General features: G+C 70.1%; 14 protein-coding genes. 12 read left to right on the top strand and 2 right to left on the bottom strand.

Features of this window, described 5'->3' with window-relative positions; genetic code table 11:
* The first annotated feature begins 231 nt into the window (after nucleotides 1-231).
* The 6 genes from B0I31_RS40630 (at nucleotide 232) to B0I31_RS15510 (ending at nucleotide 6645) form a co-directional block, all read left to right on the top strand.
* Nucleotides 232-378, top strand: coding sequence for a hypothetical protein (locus B0I31_RS40630; RefSeq protein ID WP_170211556.1), 147 nt, complete (start codon nucleotides 232-234; stop codon nucleotides 376-378).
* 423 nt (nucleotides 379-801) lie between these two features.
* Complete coding sequence (locus tag B0I31_RS15530) at nucleotides 802-1179, top strand: PIN domain-containing protein (protein ID WP_106616111.1); 378 nt, start codon at nucleotides 802-804, stop codon at nucleotides 1177-1179.
* 81 nt (nucleotides 1180-1260) lie between these two features.
* The gene (locus B0I31_RS15525; RefSeq protein WP_245949954.1) at nucleotides 1261-3120 is read left to right on the top strand and encodes an NHL domain-containing thioredoxin family protein; all 1860 of its coding nucleotides are present in this window, start codon (nucleotides 1261-1263) and stop codon (nucleotides 3118-3120) included.
* 36 nt (nucleotides 3121-3156) lie between these two features.
* On the top strand, nucleotides 3157-3450 hold the full coding sequence (locus B0I31_RS15520) for a GroES family chaperonin (RefSeq protein WP_073886419.1): 294 nt from the start codon (nucleotides 3157-3159) through the stop codon (nucleotides 3448-3450).
* A gap of 100 nt (nucleotides 3451-3550) precedes the next feature.
* Complete coding sequence (locus B0I31_RS15515) at nucleotides 3551-5788, top strand: VanW family protein (protein WP_245949953.1); 2238 nt, start codon at nucleotides 3551-3553, stop codon at nucleotides 5786-5788.
* A gap of 68 nt (nucleotides 5789-5856) precedes the next feature.
* Complete coding sequence (locus B0I31_RS15510) at nucleotides 5857-6645, top strand: DUF1206 domain-containing protein (RefSeq protein WP_245949950.1); 789 nt, start codon at nucleotides 5857-5859, stop codon at nucleotides 6643-6645.
* Nucleotides 6646-6840: 195 nt separating this feature from the next.
* Here B0I31_RS15510 and B0I31_RS15505 read toward each other — a convergent pair whose 3' ends face one another.
* Both B0I31_RS15505 and B0I31_RS15500 read right to left on the bottom strand, forming a co-directional pair.
* Entirely contained in the window at nucleotides 6841-8679 is a 1839-nt protein-coding gene (locus B0I31_RS15505; protein ID WP_106616541.1) for an acyl-CoA dehydrogenase, read from the bottom strand.
* 193 nt (nucleotides 8680-8872) lie between these two features.
* On the bottom strand, nucleotides 8873-9505 hold the full coding sequence (locus tag B0I31_RS15500; protein ID WP_245949947.1) for a response regulator transcription factor: 633 nt from the start codon (nucleotides 9503-9505) through the stop codon (nucleotides 8873-8875).
* A gap of 331 nt (nucleotides 9506-9836) precedes the next feature.
* Between B0I31_RS15500 and B0I31_RS15495 the strand changes: the two genes are divergently transcribed.
* The 6 genes from B0I31_RS15495 to B0I31_RS15470 all read left to right on the top strand — a co-directional run bounded on the left by B0I31_RS15495 (nucleotide 9837) and on the right by B0I31_RS15470 (nucleotide 14507).
* Nucleotides 9837-11351, top strand: a complete 1515-nt coding sequence (locus B0I31_RS15495) for a sodium:solute symporter family protein (protein WP_106616109.1) — start codon at nucleotides 9837-9839, stop codon at nucleotides 11349-11351.
* A gap of 92 nt (nucleotides 11352-11443) precedes the next feature.
* Nucleotides 11444-11830: a hypothetical protein gene (locus B0I31_RS15490; RefSeq protein ID WP_245949945.1), complete on the top strand. Its 387-nt coding sequence runs from the start codon at nucleotides 11444-11446 to the stop codon at nucleotides 11828-11830.
* A gap of 29 nt (nucleotides 11831-11859) precedes the next feature.
* Nucleotides 11860-12651: a class I SAM-dependent methyltransferase gene (locus B0I31_RS15485; protein ID WP_106616107.1), complete on the top strand. Its 792-nt coding sequence runs from the start codon at nucleotides 11860-11862 to the stop codon at nucleotides 12649-12651.
* A gap of 22 nt (nucleotides 12652-12673) precedes the next feature.
* Nucleotides 12674-13126 (top strand): MarR family winged helix-turn-helix transcriptional regulator, encoded by a 453-nt coding sequence (locus B0I31_RS15480; protein WP_106616106.1) that lies wholly within the window; start codon nucleotides 12674-12676, stop codon nucleotides 13124-13126.
* On the top strand, nucleotides 13123-13521 hold the full coding sequence (locus B0I31_RS15475; RefSeq protein ID WP_106616105.1) for a DUF5313 family protein: 399 nt from the start codon (nucleotides 13123-13125) through the stop codon (nucleotides 13519-13521). Before B0I31_RS15480 ends, B0I31_RS15475 begins: the two co-directional genes overlap by 4 nt.
* 32 nt (nucleotides 13522-13553) lie before the next feature.
* Complete coding sequence (locus B0I31_RS15470) at nucleotides 13554-14507, top strand: phosphotransferase family protein (RefSeq protein WP_181320186.1); 954 nt, start codon at nucleotides 13554-13556, stop codon at nucleotides 14505-14507.
* Nucleotides 14508-15065 lie beyond the last annotated feature (558 nt).

Genomic DNA, 15065 nt, shown 5'->3' with positions numbered 1-15065 from the left:
TTCGTTCGCTTCGGTCGCATTGGGTGTTCTAGCGTGCACGCTAGAGAGTCCTGGGTGGCACATCCGGTCCAGTAGGTGTCTTCCAGGCGAATCATCAGGGGACACGAGGTGGCGGCCGATGATTCGTCGGCATGTGCGGCACCTCACCGGATAATCGGGTGCTTTCGAGCGTGCGAGGGTGCATACTTGAGGCACACACCGAGGAAGAACTTTGAGAGGGATGAACCCCCGATGAACTTCACTGCGAAGCTCCGCGCTCGTCGTGTCGAGGCTCGCAACCGCAAGGCCGTCGCCCGTGCGATCGACATGGCGCCCACCCCGGCCATGCGTCACGAGCTGATGGCGATCGCCCAGGCTCAGGTGACGACCCTCCGCTGAGGGGACCTTCCTCCGGCGCGCGTGACGACCACCCGATCGACACCGGGTGCGCGCCCCGTCGTCCGCGCTCTGGCGAAGGGGGAACGACGAAGCCCTGCCGCACCTCCCGCGCGGCAGGGCTTCGTCACTTCAAAATGTGATCCCTGTCACACCCGATAGGGGATGTAACGGTGCCCGATCGGGTATCGATGTTCCCAGTGACCCCGCGGTGCTGTCGGACCCCCGACCTGGCAGCACCGCGGGGTTTCCCATCGGCGGCTACTTGGCCGTGGCCGAGCCGTTCCAGGTGTCGTCCGTCTTCCTGCGGGCGTGCTTGATCTCCACAATGTCCCCCTGCGTGTTCATGTCTGTCCCCCAACGGACCACTCCATGGTGCCATCGGGGGACGACAGTTTCATGAGGGTTTGCTGAGAGCATGATCCGATGACGCACCCGCTCCTGGTCGTGGACGCCGCCAACGTCGTCGGCTCGGTACCGGACGGCTGGTGGCGCGACCGCGCCGGAGCCGCCGCGCGCCTGCGCGACGACCTCGTCGCCGTGGCCGAGCACGGCCTGCCGACCCTCCCCGGCCCGCTGGAAGTGGTCCTGGTGGTCGAGGGCAAGGCGCGGCACGTCGAATCGGTGCCCGGCGTGCGCGTCGTCTCCGCGCCGGGTTCGGGCGACGATGCGATCGTCGACGTGGTCCGCGCCAACCCGGACCGCCCGTGCACGGTGGTCACCGCCGACCGCGCCCTCCGCGACCGCGTGGCAGCCCTGAACGCCGACATCCTGGGCCCGCGCACGATCCGCCGCCCCGGCTAGCGGATTCGACGAACACCCACGGCTGCGCAGACACCCCCACGTGGCACTCGTCCCATCCGGTGGACGCGGGAACATGTCGGTGTGCGAGTCGTGTTGGATCGGGACGTGACGACCGCACAACGACGCCGTGCCCGTGTCCGCGCCCCCGAGCTGGTGGGCCGCGGTTGGCTCAACACCGGTGGGCGGGACATCAGGCTGGCGGACCTGCGCGGCAAGGTGGTGCTGCTCGACTTCTGGTCGTTCTGCTGCATCAACTGCCTGCACGTGCTCGACGAGCTGCGCCCGCTCGAAGCCGAGTTCGCCGACGTCCTGGTCACCGTAGGCGTGCACTCGCCCAAGTTCGCGCACGAGGCGGAGGCCGCGGCGCTCGAGGCGGCCGTCGAGCGGTACGAGGTGGAGCACCCCGTGCTGGACGACCCCGAGCTGACGACGTGGCAGGACTACGCGGTGAAGGCGTGGCCGACCCTCGTCCTGGTCGACCCCGAGGGCTACGTCGTGCACGTCGCCTCCGGCGAGGGCCACCTGGACGCGCTGCGCCAGATCGTGTCCGAGATCGTCGCCGAGCACGACGCCAAGGGCACGCTGCACCGCGGCGACGGCCCGTACGTCGCGCCACCGCCCCGCGAGACCGAACTCCGCTTCCCCGCCAAAGCGGTCCTGACCGGCAACGACACCCTCCTCGTCAGCGACTCCGCGCACCACGGCCTGGTCGAGCTCGACCTCGACGGCGAGACCGTGGTCCGGCGCATCGGCACCGGTGAGCGCGGTCGCCGCGACGGCCTGGAGCCCACCTTCTCCGAACCCGCCGGCATCGCGCTGCTGCCCGACGACGTCGCCGCCGAGGTCGGCTACCACGCGGTCGTCGCCGACACGGTCAACCACCTCCTGCGCGGCCTGAACCTGGACACCGGCGAGGTCACCACCGTCGCGGGCACGGGCGAGCAGTGGCGCGACGGCGACACGGACGGCCCGGCCGAGGCGATCGACCTGACCAGCCCGTGGGACGTCACGTGGTGGGAACCCGCGGGCGGCGTCGTCATCGCGATGGCGGGCAACCACACGCTGGGCCTGTTCAAGCCGCGGGAACGCCGCGTCGAGCGCCTCGCCGGCACCACCGTCGAAGGCCTGCACGACGGCCCGGCCGCGGAGGCGTTCTTCGCGCAGACCTCCGGCTTGGCCGCCGATGGCGACCGGCTCTGGCTGGTCGACTCGGAGACCTCCGCGCTGCGCCGGCTGGACGCCGACCGCACCGTGCGCACCGTGATCGGCAAGGGCCTGTTCGACTTCGGCCACCGCGACGGCCAGGCCGACCAGGCGCTGCTCCAGCACCCGCTGGGCGTCACCGTCCTGCCCGGCGGCCAGGTCGCGATCGCCGACACCTACAACGGCGCCATCCGCCGCTACGACCCGGCCACCGGCGAGGTGTCCACCCTGGCCACGGACATCGCCGAGCCGTCCGACGCGGTCCTGGTCGACGGTGAGCTGGTCGTCGTCGCCTCCGCCGCGCACCGCCTGGAACGGCCGGTCGCACCCGGTGCGAAGCTGGTCAGCGGGCAGGCGCACCAGGTGCGCAGGCCGCCTTCGGTGATCGCGTCGGGCGAGGTCGAGCTCGCGGTCGTGTTCACCCCGCCGACCGGCCAGAAGCTGGACGACCGGTTCGGCCCGTCCACCCGCCTGGAGATCACCAGCTCCCCGCCGGAGCTGCTGGCCTCGGGCGCGGGCGTCGGCACGGACCTGGTCCGCGTGCTGCACGTCGCCGAGGGCTTCACCGAGGGCGTCCTGCACGTCGTCGCCCAGGCCGCGAGCTGCACCGACGACCCGAGCGTCGAGCACCCGGTGTGCAAGCTGGCCCGCCAGGACTGGGGCGTTCCGATCCGCGTGGTAAAGGACGGCCCCCGGCGGCTACCCCTGATGATGGGTGGCCTCGACGAAGCCATCTAGACTCTGCTGGTGCCCGATGTCAAGCTCGAAATCCAGATGCTGCACGACCGCGTGATGGTGCGGATCTCCCCGGAGGACGGCGAACGCCGCAGCAGCGGTGGCATCGTGATCCCGGCGACCGCCCAGATGGCGAAGCGCCTGGCCTGGGGAGACGTGCTCGGGGTCGGTACCAACGTGCGGCACGTCAAGGTCGGCGACCGGGTGCTGTTCAACCCGGAGGACCAGTTCGAGGTCGAGGTGCAGGGCAGCACCTACCTCGTCATGCGGGAACGGGACGTGCACGCGACCGCGACCGAGCGGACCGAACACGGGACCGGCCTTTACCTGTGACCAGAACGGCTGAGACCTGTGAACCACCCGACCGTGATCGACGTGTGACGACGTTCGGGTAAGCAGTCCCAGGACCTTGCGAGAGGCAAGAGGGGGAGCGGTGCCGGAGAACCAGCGACCGGAGTACGACGCTGAGCGGACCAGGGCCATGGAGCCCGTCCGCCCGTCGGGCACCGCTGCGGAACGGACGTCGAAGCTCACGGCCGGCGAGGCCGAGTGGCCGCGGGAGGAGCCGGACGCGGAGCCGGACACCTCGGCCACGGTCCGCAACGTGACGCCGCCGTCCACCACCGCTGACAACGCGGACGCCCCGCCGGGCGTCTCTCACAACGTGACGCAGCAACACCCGACGCGCAACGCGCAGCAGAACCCGCCGAGGGGCGCGGACGCCACCCAGGCGATCACGCCGCCCGCCGAGCGGACGCGCGCCCTCGCCTCGCCCGCCGAGCGGACCCAGGTGATCGCCACGCCGCCCGGCGGTTTCGGCCGGCCGCAGCCGCAGCCGCAGCCGCAGCCCTCGTCGTCGGAGGCCACCACGGTGTTCGCCACGCCGGTCTCCGCCCCGGAGCCGGAGGCGACCGTCTACGGCCCGGTGATGGTCGACGGCGACCCGGAGGCCGACGACGCGGACACCCGCCGCAAGCGGTTGCGCAAGGGCGGCCTGATCGCCGCCGCCGTGCTCGGCGTGCTGGTCGTCCTGTACGGGCTGGACCTGGTCATCTCCGGTGGCAACGTGCCGCGCGGCGTGACCGTGGCCGGCGTGGACGTCGGCGGCATGAGCCACCCCGAGGCCGAGCAGAAGCTGCACGACGAGATCGGTCCCCGCCTGGCCGCGCCGGTGAAGGCGCGCGCGGGCGACGTGGAGACCACCGTCGACCCCAAGGCGGCCGGCCTGGAGCTGGACTGGACCGCCACGCTGGACCGCGCGGGTAGCCAGCCGCTGTCCCCGATCACCCGCGTCACCTCGTTCTTCACCTCGCGCGAGGTCGGCTTCGCGACTCGCAGCGACGAGGCCAAGCTGGCCGCCGCGCTGGAGGCGCTGCGCGCCCAGACCGACCACGAGCCCGCCGAGGGCACCATCCGCTTCGAGGGCGCGACGCCGGTCGCGGTCGACCCGAAGCAGGGCCAGAAGCTGGACGTGGCCGGCGCGACGCAGAGCCTGCTCGCCGACTGGGCGGACGGCGGCACGGTCGAGCTGCCGGTGGCCACCACCCCGGTCAAGACGACCAAGGAGGGCGTGCAGAAGGCGCTGGCCGAGGTCGCCAAGCCCGCCACGTCCGCGCCGCTGATCATCCAGGGCGAGGGCAAGGACGCGACCCTCACTCCCGAGATGCTGGCGACCGTGCTGGTGTTCGAGCCCGCCGACGACGGCGGCCTGACCGCGAAGGTCGACAACGCCAAGCTCGTCGAGCACGCCGGCCCGCAGCTGAAGGACACCGAGAAGGAGGGCAAGGACGCCCAGATCGTGTTCGAGGGCGGCCGGCCGGTGGTCAAGGAGTCGGTCGACGGCCGCGGCATCGACTGGGAGAAGTCCCTGGCCACGGCGCTCGACGTGCTCAAGCGCGACAACGAGCGCGCGATCAAGGCCGAGTACAAGCACACGCCCGCGAAGGTGACCACCGAGCAGGCGAACAAGATGGGCATCAAGGAAGTCATCGGCGAGTTCCAGACCGGTGGCTTCGTGGCCGCGTCCGGCACCAACATCCGCGTCGTGGCCGAGAAGGTCAACGGCGCGATCGTGAAGCCGGGCGAGACGTTCAGCCTGAACGGCCACACCGGTCCGCGCGGTCTCGCGCAGGGCTACGTCGAGGCGGGCATCATCGAGAACGGCGTGCCCGGCAAGGCGGTCGGCGGCGGCATCTCCCAGTTCGCCACCACGCTCTACAACGCCGCCTACCACGCGGGCATGAAGGACGCGGGCCACAAGGAGCACAGCTACTGGATCTCGCGGTACCCGAAGGGTCGCGAGGCCACGGTGTTCATGGACGGCGCGGGCAACAGCCTGATCGACATCAAGTTCACCAACCCGGACGACACCGGGGTGGCGATCCAGACGATCTGGACCCCGTCCTCGATCAAGATCGTGCTCTGGGGCACCAAGAACTACGACGTGACCGGTTCGACCAGCGCCGAGTTCAACCACACCGAGCCGCAGGAGCGCAAGGTCGACAAGCCGGACTGCCAGCCGAGCGCCGGCGCGCGCGGCTTCTCGGTGACCGACACGCGCACCATCACCGACCGCCGCACCGGGCAGACCCGCCAGGAGAGCCGGACCGTCCGGTACGACCCGCAGTACAAGATCGTCTGCGAGCCGCCGCCGCCACCGCCCGGCGGCTGACCAGCAGTTCGGGGTTCGCGGTAGCCACGAACGGGTATCACCCGTTCGTGGCTACCAACGTGCAAGAGGTGCGGAGACATCCGGCGGTGCAGGCCTTCGGCCGCGCCGGGATGGTGTGCTACGGGCTCGTCCACGTCCTCTTGGCGGCGTTGACGGCACAGGTGGTCCTCGGTGACACCGGGGAGAAGACGGACCAGAAGGGCGCGGTCGCGACCCTGGCCCAGACGTCGTTCGGCCCGGTCCTGCTGTGGATCCTCGCCATCGGCCTGTTCGCGTTCGCCCTGTGGCAGCTCACCATGGCCGCGGGCGGCTACGGGTGGGTCACCAAGAAGCGCAAGCGCGTGTACCGGCGGTGCGGCTCGGTCGGCCGTGCGATCACCGGCACGGTCATCGCCATCGCCGCGATCAACTACGCGACCGGCACGTCCCAGAAGAGCGGCACCGAGCAGTCCCAGACGTGGACGGCGCGGGTGCTCGCGCTGCCGTTCGGGCAGATCCTGGTCGGGTTGGTGGCGCTGTTCGTCATCGGTCTCGGCGTGATGGTGGCGCGCAAGGGCGTCAAGAAGTCCTTCGAGGACGACCTGAACATGTCCGAACTGCCCGCCGGCACCCGCATGTGGGTCGAGCGGCTGGGGCGGATCGGGTGGATCGGCAAGGGCGCGTCGTACGCGCTCATCGGCGTCCTGGTCGCGTTCGCCGCGATCAACGCCGACCCGTCCGAGTCCGGCGGGATGGACAAGGCCCTGCACACGTTGGCCGCGCAGCCGTACGGCATCTTCGCGCTGGCGATCATCGCGATCGGCTTCCTCGGCTTCGGTGCGTACTGCTTCGCCGCCGCCAAGGCGCACAAGGGCTGATCGAGCCGAGCACGGCAGAAGGGCGGCACCCCCACTTCCCGGGGATGCCGCCCTTGCCGTCTGCGGAACTTCCGTTCGCTGAACTGCCGTCTGCCGAGCTTGCCGTCTGCCGAGCTTCCGCAGAGGTCCCCGCCCAGGGGGTCCCCTGCTTTCATTCTGCCCGAGGGGTACGACAATTCCGGCTGGTCGGCCGGGTCAGAACGACGCTTCGTCCACGTCCATCAGCGAGTTGTCGGTGGCCTCGGCGATCTTGCGGCGGGCGGTCAGCTCGGGCAGCACGGACTTGGCGAAGAACGACGCCACCGCCACCTTGCCCTCGTAGAACGCCTTGTCCTTCGCCGAGACCTGGCCGTCGAGCTTGGCCAGCGCCACGTCGGCCTGGCGCAGCAGCAGCCACCCGACCAGCACGTCACCCGCCGTCATCAGCAGGCGGACGGTGTTCTGGCCGACCTTGTACAGGTTGCGGACGTCCTCCTGCGAGCTGGTCAGGAACCCGATCATCGCGCCGAGCATGCCCTGGAGGTCTTCGAGCGCCCGCTTGAGCAGCGCCCGCTCCTCCTTCAGCCGACCGTTGCCGCCCTCGTTGTCGAGGAACTGCTGGATCTCCCCGTTGAGGAAGCCCAGCGCCTGGCCCTTGTCGCGGATGATCTTGCGGAAGAAGAAGTCCAGCGACTGGATCGCCGTGGTGCCCTCGTACAGCGAGTCGATCTTCGAGTCCCGGATGTACTGCTCGATCGGGTACTCCTGCAGGAAGCCGGAACCGCCGAGCACCTGCAGCGACTGCGCCAGCTGCTCGTACGCCCGCTCCGAGCCGACGCCCTTGACGATCGGCAGCAGCAGGTCGTTGACCTTCTCCGCCAGCTCCTTGTCCGGGCCGCCCAGGGCGATCTTGTCCTGCTGGGTCGCGGTGTAGAGGTAGACCGCGCGCAGGCCCTCGGCGTACGCCTTCTGCAGCATCAGCAGGCGACGCACGTCCGGGTGGTTGGTGATGGTGACGCGCGGCGCGGTCTTGTCCGTCATCCGGGTCAGGTCGGCGCTCTGCACCCGCTCCTTGGCGTAGGACAGGGCGTTGAGGTAGCCGGTCGACAGGGTGCCGATGGCCTTCGTGCCGACCATCATCCGGGCGTACTCGATGACCTGGAACATCTGCGCGATGCCGTCGTGCACCTCGCCGAGCAGCCAGCCCTTGGCCGGGACGCCGTGCTGGCCGAACGTCAGCTCGCACGTGGTCGAGACCTTGAGGCCCATCTTGTGCTCGACGTTGGTGACGAAGGCGCCGTTGCGCTCACCGGTCGACTCGCCGGTCTCCGGGTCGAAGTGCCACTTGGGCACGAGGAACAGCGACAGGCCCTTGGTGCCGGGCTTCGCCTCGATGCCGGGACCCTCGGGACGGGCCAGCACCAGGTGCATGATGTTCTCGGTCATGTCCTGGTCGGCGGAGGTGATGAACCGCTTCACGCCGTCGATGTGCCAGGTGCCGTCCTCCTGCAGGGTGGCCTTGGTGCGGCCCGCGCCCACGTCGGAACCGGCGTCCGGCTCGGTCAGCACCATGGTGGCGCCCCAGCCGCGCTCGATCATGATCTCGGCCCAGCGCTTCTGCCGCTCGGTGCCGTTCTTGTGGACGACCGAGGCGAAGTTCGGGCCGGCCAGGTACATGTAGATGGCCGGGTTCGCGCCCAGGATCAGCTCGGAGGCCGCCCACTGGACCGACGGCGGGATGCCGAAGCCGCCCAGCTCGTTCGGCAGCGACAGGCGGTACCACTCGCCGTCCCACACGGCCTGGTAGGACTTCTTGAACGATTCCGGCAGCGTGGCCGAGTGGGTCTTCGGGTCGAAGACCGGCGGGTTGCGGTCGGCGTCGGCGAAGGACTCCGCCAGCGGCCCGACCGCCAGGTTGTTGAGCTCGGCAAGCACGCCGCGCGCGGTGTCCTCGTCGGACTGCTCGAACGGCCCCGTGCCGAGGTGGTCCTGCACGTTGAAGACCTCGAAGAGGTTGAACTCGAGGTCCCGGACGTTGCTCTTGTAGTGACCCATCTCGTCGCTCACTCCATGCTGGTCGGGGCGGTCCCCTACTGACCGGTAACAACAGAGTATTACCTGTCAGTAACCCCGGCAAGGCCGAGGTGCCGGGTGTGGCGAACCAGACGTCGCTGAGCAGCGGTTTCCGGATCGGAGATCGACTCGTGCCTTCGGTCCCGGGGACCGGGGTCAGGTCACCGAACCCGGGTCAGACCAGCCGGACCGCGCCCCCGGACAGCAGGCCCGCCTGGTAGGCCAGGGACACGGCGTGTGTTCGGTCGCGGGCGTGGAGTTTGCGCAGGATGTTCTTCACGTGCGTGCGCACGGTCTCCACGGACACGTACAGCTCGTTCGCCACGGCCTGGTTCTCCATGCCGTCCGCGATGAGCTGCAGCACCTCGTACTCCCGGCGGGACAGCGAACGCCGCGTGCCCGCCTCGGCGGTGGGCGTGAAGCCGGCCGCCAGGGGTGCGAGCGTCGGATCCAGGTACGTGCGTTCGGCGTGCGTGCGGGCGATGGCCTGGAGCACCTCGTTGACCCCGGCCTCCCGCGGCACCATGCCGCGCACGCCCGCGGTCAGGGCCGAGCGCACGAACTTCGCCGTCCGGTGCGGTTCGCGCACCAGGGACACGACGACCAACGACGAGTCGTTGCCGGTCAGCAGCGTGGCCAGGTGCCCCTGCGGGTCGAGGACGGAGTCCACCAGCAGCACGTCGGGCCGCAGCCGTTCGTGCAGCCGCACGGCGGTGTGCAGGTGCCCGGTGGCGCCCAGCCAGTGCATGGCGGGCGTGCGCCGGACCACGGCGGCCAGTCCTTCGCGGAACAGGGGTACGGGGTCCACCAGCGCGACCCCCGGCCCGGGAGCGGGAACGCGCCGATCCCCGTCTGGCCGGAGAGGAGGGCGCACGTTGACACCGGTTCGCATACCGGTGCGACCACGTCCGCGACCAGCCATGACGCGGTTTCGCCGAACTACTTTCCGTAGATCCGCGGCTCCACCTCGGTCATGTATGTGAACAAGAGTCACGAATGTGACTCAATGACCGTGCGTGGCCTTCCGCCGGGCGCAACAGCCTCGTAAGACGTACGTCACACACCCATGTGGGACGCCGCGCACCGCCGCCGCCCGAACACGCGCTGCCACCCGTGGGCCGAACACTCGTGGAGGCCTCATGGAAACCCTCGACTGGGTCGTCGTCGGTGGGTACTTCTTCGTGATGGTGGCGATCGGCTACTGGTCACGCGGGCGCATCAAGAACATCGCCGACTTCTTCACCGCGGGCGGCAAGATGCCCTGGTGGCTGTCGGGCATCTCGCACCACATGTCCGGCTACAGCGCGGTCATGTTCGTGGCCTTCGCCGCCGAGGCCTACCGCCTCGGCCTGACCGTCTACATCTGGTGGGCGCTGACGATCGGTGTCGGTGTCGGCATCGGCGCGTTCCTGTGGGCGGGCACCTGGAACCGGCTGCGCTCCAAGCACGGCGTCAAGTCGCCGCTGGAGTACCTGGCCCGGCGCTACAACGTGCCGACCCAGCAGATCATGGCGTGGGCGGGCGCGGCGCTGAAGGTCGTCGACATCGCGGCCAAGTGGGTCGCGGTCGCGCTGCTGCTGCAGGGCTTCGCGGGCGTGCCGATCTGGCTCGGCATCACGCTGGTCGGCGTCGTCACCATGGTCTACTCGGTGATGGGCGGCCTGTGGGCCGATGCGCTGACCGACTTCGGCCAGTTCATCATCCAGGGCCTCGCGGGTGTGGCCATGTTCGTCGCGGTCGCCGCGCACTTCGGCGGGCTCGACTTCATGTGGACCATCTGGGACAAGCTGCCCGAGTCGCACTCCGAGCCGCTGTCCGGCCAGTACACGCTGATCTTCTTCATGGCGCTGTTCCTGATCAAGACGCTGGAGTACAACGGCGGCATGTGGAACCTGGCGCAGCGCTACATGGCCGCGCCGTCCGGTGCCGCGGCCAAGCGGTCCGCGCTGCTGTCCAGCGTGCTGTGGCTGGTGTGGCCGCTGATCCTGTTCTTCCCGATGTGGGCCGCGCCGCTGATCGTGCCCGGCATGGAGGCCAACGCCGAGCAGGCCTACGTCGAGATGGGCAAGGCCATGCTGCCCGCGGGCATGGTCGGCCTGGTGCTGGCGGGCTTCTTCTCGCACACCATGGCGATGGTGTCGTCCGACGCCAACGTGATCTCCGCGGTCATCACCCGGGACATGCTGCCCAAGCTGTGGAAGGGCGTGACGCGGCTGGGTGAGGCCGCGCAGCTGCAGCTGGCGCGGATCACCACGTTCCTGTTCATCGGGCTGAGCATGACGATCGCGTTGACCGCGGACACCAAGGGCTTCGTGCTCAAGGTCGTGATCGCCCTGGTGGCGGCGACGATGGGCCCGATCGCGATCCCGCTGATGCTGGGCATGCTGCCGTGGTTCAAGAAGGTCGGCCCGACCGCCGCGACCTCGTCGGTGATCGGTGGCCTCGGCACGTGGGCCGTGCTGTACGTGATGCAGCAGAACAAGGTCGAGTTCGTCACCCAGGCGGTGATCGTGTCCTGGCCGCTGCTGGTGTCGCTGGTGCTGTACCTGGTGGTCGGCTTGGTGATCAAGCCGGAGCCGTCGCCGGAACGGGAGGCGCTGGTCGACTCGCTGCAGTCCGACCCCGACGACGAGAAGGTGCCCACGCGGGCCTGAGTGTGTGCGGTATTGCTCTGTGGGCTGCGTTGCCCTGTGTGATGGGTCATCTCCGCTGTGCGGGCGCTCTGCAGCGCCCGCACAGTGGGGTGGTGGAGGGTTGGCGACCGCGGGACGAGGCCGAGTCCGCCGCCGGGTGGCGGTTGTGGCTCGCGCTGAGCGGACGGCTGTGGCCGTCCGCCGAGTGGGACGGCACACCGGCGGAAGCCGTTGGCGGGCTGCGCGCCGTGCTGGCCGAGTGCGCCGGGATCCGCGGCGCGTACACCGGTGAACGGACGGCGGCGGTGCTGCGACTGGTCGACTCGGTGGTGTTCGTGCTGAGCCTGCCGCTGGACCTGTGGCGCGACGACGCGCTGCCGGTCGACGCGGACCGGGCGGCGTTGCTGCACAGCGACCTCGCGGGCGCGGTCGAACACCTCGCCGAGGTGCGCGCGGTGCTGGCCCGCGGCGGTGGCTGGGCGGAGCTGGAAGCCCGATAACCGATTGCCCCGGTCCCTACGGTCGGAAGATGGATCGGGAGATCAGGGAGTTCTACGGGCGGGGCTACGAGGACGAGCGCCTGCGCGTCGGCGGTGACGGGCGGTTGGAGTTCCTGCGCACGCAGGAGATCGTGCGGCGGTTCGTCGGTGAGCCGGGTCGGGTGCTGGACGTCGGCGGCGCGACCGGCGTGCACGCGGGGTGGTTGGCGGAGGACGGGCACGACGTGGTCGTGGTCGACGCCATGCCGTCGCACGTGGAGGTGGCCGGCGCGCTGCCCGGGGTGTCCGCCGTCGTGGGCGACGCGCGTGACCTGCCGGTCGACGGCCCGTTCGACGCGGTGCTGCTGTTCGGGCCGCTGTACCACCTGGTGGAGCGGGAGGACCGGCTGCGGGCGTGGCGCGAGGCGCTGCGCGTGGTGCGGCCCGGCGGTGTCGTGCTGGGCGCCGTGATCGGGCGGTTCGCGCCGCTGCTCGACGGGCTGCGCAAGGACTTCGTGCTCGACCCGCGGTACCGGGACCTCGTGACGCACGGGCTGCGGACCGGGCAGCACCGGCCGCCGCCGGACACGTCCTGGTTCACCACCGCGTACCTGCACCGTCCCGAGGAGGCGGCCGCGGAAGCGCGGGAGGCCGGGCTGGACGTGGTCGGCACGTTCGCGGTGGAGGGTGTCGCGTGGCTGCGGTCCAACGCCGACCTGGACGCCGCCTACGCCGACCCGGAGCTGGTGGACTACCTCATGTGGTCGTTGCGCGAGGTCGAGCAGGAGGAGTCGGTGCTCGGTGCGTCATCTCACCTGATCACGGTGGCTCGGCGCGGCTGACCGTCGGGTAGTGTGTGTACTAATGATTAGTGCGCAAAGTGTCGAGGACGACCCGCTGGCCCTGGAACGGCAGGTCTGCTTCGCGTTGTCCGTCGCGTCCAGGAACGTGGTCGCCGTCTACCGGCCGCTGCTGGAGCCCATGGGGCTGACCCACCCGCAGTACCTGGTGATGCTGGCGCTGTGGGGTCGCGCGCCGTTGTCGGTGAAGGAGCTGAGCCGGATGCTGGCACTGGAGCCCGCGACGCTGTCGCCGCTGCTCAAGCGGCTGGAGGCGATCGGGTACGTGACGCGGTCGCGGGACGCGGCGGACGAGCGGCAGCTGGCCGTGACGCTGACCGCGGAGGGCGCGGCGCTGCGCGAGCGGGCGTTGGCCATCCCGCCCGCGGTGGTGGCGAAGCTCGGCATGTCGCTGGACGAGCTGCGCGACCTGCACGCCGTGCTGACCGGCGTGATCGCCGCGACGGAGCGGACGTGACGCCGTCCGTGCCGCTGCGGGTCTGGTACCTGCTCGGCGGCAGGCTGCCCCTCGAGCACCGGGAGTGGGTGTTCCGGCAGGCCACCAAGCCGACGTGGTTGGTCTGGTTCGGCGTGCGGATGTTCCTGCAGGTGCTGCCGTTGACGGTGGTCATCGCGCTGGCGTTGGTGCTCGGCCTGGGCTCGCCGTTGCCGCTGGCGATCGCGTGCGGGTCGTTGGGGCTGGTGGTCGGCGTGTACTTCGGCGTGTCGTACGCGATCGAGAGCACCGACCACCGGATGACGAAGTACGGCTACCCGGCCGGTGCCGCCGCGGCGGTGCGCAAGGAGCGGACGGCGCGCGATCAGGAGCGTTACGAGCGGGTGTGGCGGACGTCGGCGGAAAACGAGTCCTGACCACGGGGTCGGGTGCCCTAACGTCTGGCGGCGTGGAGTGGCAGGCGGCGGTGGCGGCGGCGTTCGGGCTCGGTGACGTGGCGGAGCCGTGGGTGCCGGTGGCGGGCGGGCGTTCGCACCTGGTGTGGCGCCTGCGCACGTCCCGCGGCACGTGGGCGGTCAAGCGGCTGAACCGGTCGCGCGAGGACTGGTGGATGCGCGACTACCTGGTGTCCGCGCAGGTCCAGCTGGACGCCTGGGAACGCGGTTTCCCCATGCCACGCCCGGTGCACCCGCTCGAACCGGCGGCGCCGCTGCTCGCCGACGTCCGAGCGGGTGACGACGTCGAGAGCTACCTCGTGCACGAGTGGCACGACGGCGGCCCGGCGACCGAGGACGTGTCGGCGTGGGTCGGCACCACCCTGGCCGCCCTGCACGACCTACCCGCGGGTCCTGCGCCCGAGGACTCGCCACCGCACCCGGTCGAGGAGTGGCGCGAGTGGCTGGACGAGGCACCGAACGACTTCACCTCCGCCGTTCGCGCCTACCTGCCGGACATCGCCGAGGCGCGTGCCCTGGTCACCGCCACGGCCGGCCTCACGCCGGTGAACACGCACCGCGACGTGAAGCCGGACAACGTCTTGCAGACCTCGCGCGGCCCGTTGCTGCTGGACTGGGACGGCGCGGGCCCGGAGTACGCGGAGTGGGAGCTGACCCGTGCGGCGGTCTACTTCAGCGACCTGGGACAGGACCGCTCGGCGTTCGACCGCGTGATCACGTCCTACGAGACGGCCGGCGGCAGGCGACCACCGGCATCACCGGCGTCGTTCGCGGGCCTGCTCGACGTCTACCTGCGCGGCGCGGCGTGGATGGTCTGGCGCGCCCTGGGCCACCGCCCGGTCACCCCACCCGAACGCGCCGCCGCGCACACCCACGCCCTGGAACTGCTGTCCGACCTGCGCACGTCCCTGACCAACCTGGACACCTGGACCACCCGCCTGCGCTGACCGCGCGGCCCGGGACGAACGAAGGCCCAGGTCACCACGACCTGGGCCCTTCGTTCACTTGAGCACCTACTAGAAATTCTGCACAACACCTACAACGCCCGGCAGACTGCCCGGCTGACCAGGGCTCCCCCGCCTGCGCACCCAGCGGACGACCCCGGACGGCTCCAACCAAGATCAAAAATTGTGCCTGTGCGGCTGCGGCACTGCTGTACCCCCGAAACGCTCGTTCGTTAACCAGGAACATCAAGTGTTCTGGCTGCGTGAGGGCGGCGCAAAGAAGCTTGCAGCTAAGCTGCACCACGTCACGCCCAAGGCCGACGGCGAACCTAAAAACCCTTGTGCCTGTGGCTGCGGTGAAGCCGTACGCCCTGGTCGTACCTTTGCGAACCAGGCTCATTACACGACCTGGCTAAAGGCGGGTGGAGCAACTAAGAGGCTCACCCTCAACCGCTGGGGGCAACCCCTCAACCACGGCTGATCGTCAGATCGACCGAAGCCCTGTCTACGTCAGTAGGCGGGGCATTTACTTATCTGGCCACATCGCAGTCCAGGGAGAAC

The organism is Saccharothrix carnea (assembly GCF_003014735.1).
GTDB classification, from domain to species: Bacteria; Actinomycetota; Actinomycetes; order Mycobacteriales; family Pseudonocardiaceae; genus Actinosynnema; species Actinosynnema carneum.
Note: the sequence above shows the minus strand (reverse complement) of the source record. Positions and strands in the feature narration are given on the sequence as shown.

Excerpts from the sequence above, each read along its gene's own strand:
- B0I31_RS40630 (WP_170211556.1), top strand. The coding sequence starts at position 232 with ATGAACTTCACTGCGAAGCTCCGCGCTCGTCGTGTCGAGGCTCGCAAC.
- B0I31_RS15530 (WP_106616111.1), top strand. The coding sequence starts at position 802 with ATGACGCACCCGCTCCTGGTCGTGGACGCCGCCAACGTCGTCGGCTCG.
- B0I31_RS15520 (WP_073886419.1), top strand. The coding sequence starts at position 3,157 with ATGCTGCACGACCGCGTGATGGTGCGGATCTCCCCGGAGGACGGCGAA.
- B0I31_RS15505 (WP_106616541.1), bottom strand. The coding sequence starts at position 8,679 with ATGGGTCACTACAAGAGCAACGTCCGGGACCTCGAGTTCAACCTCTTC.
- B0I31_RS15495 (WP_106616109.1), top strand. The coding sequence starts at position 9,837 with ATGGAAACCCTCGACTGGGTCGTCGTCGGTGGGTACTTCTTCGTGATG.
- B0I31_RS15485 (WP_106616107.1), top strand. The coding sequence starts at position 11,860 with ATGGATCGGGAGATCAGGGAGTTCTACGGGCGGGGCTACGAGGACGAG.
- B0I31_RS15480 (WP_106616106.1), top strand. The coding sequence starts at position 12,674 with ATGATTAGTGCGCAAAGTGTCGAGGACGACCCGCTGGCCCTGGAACGG.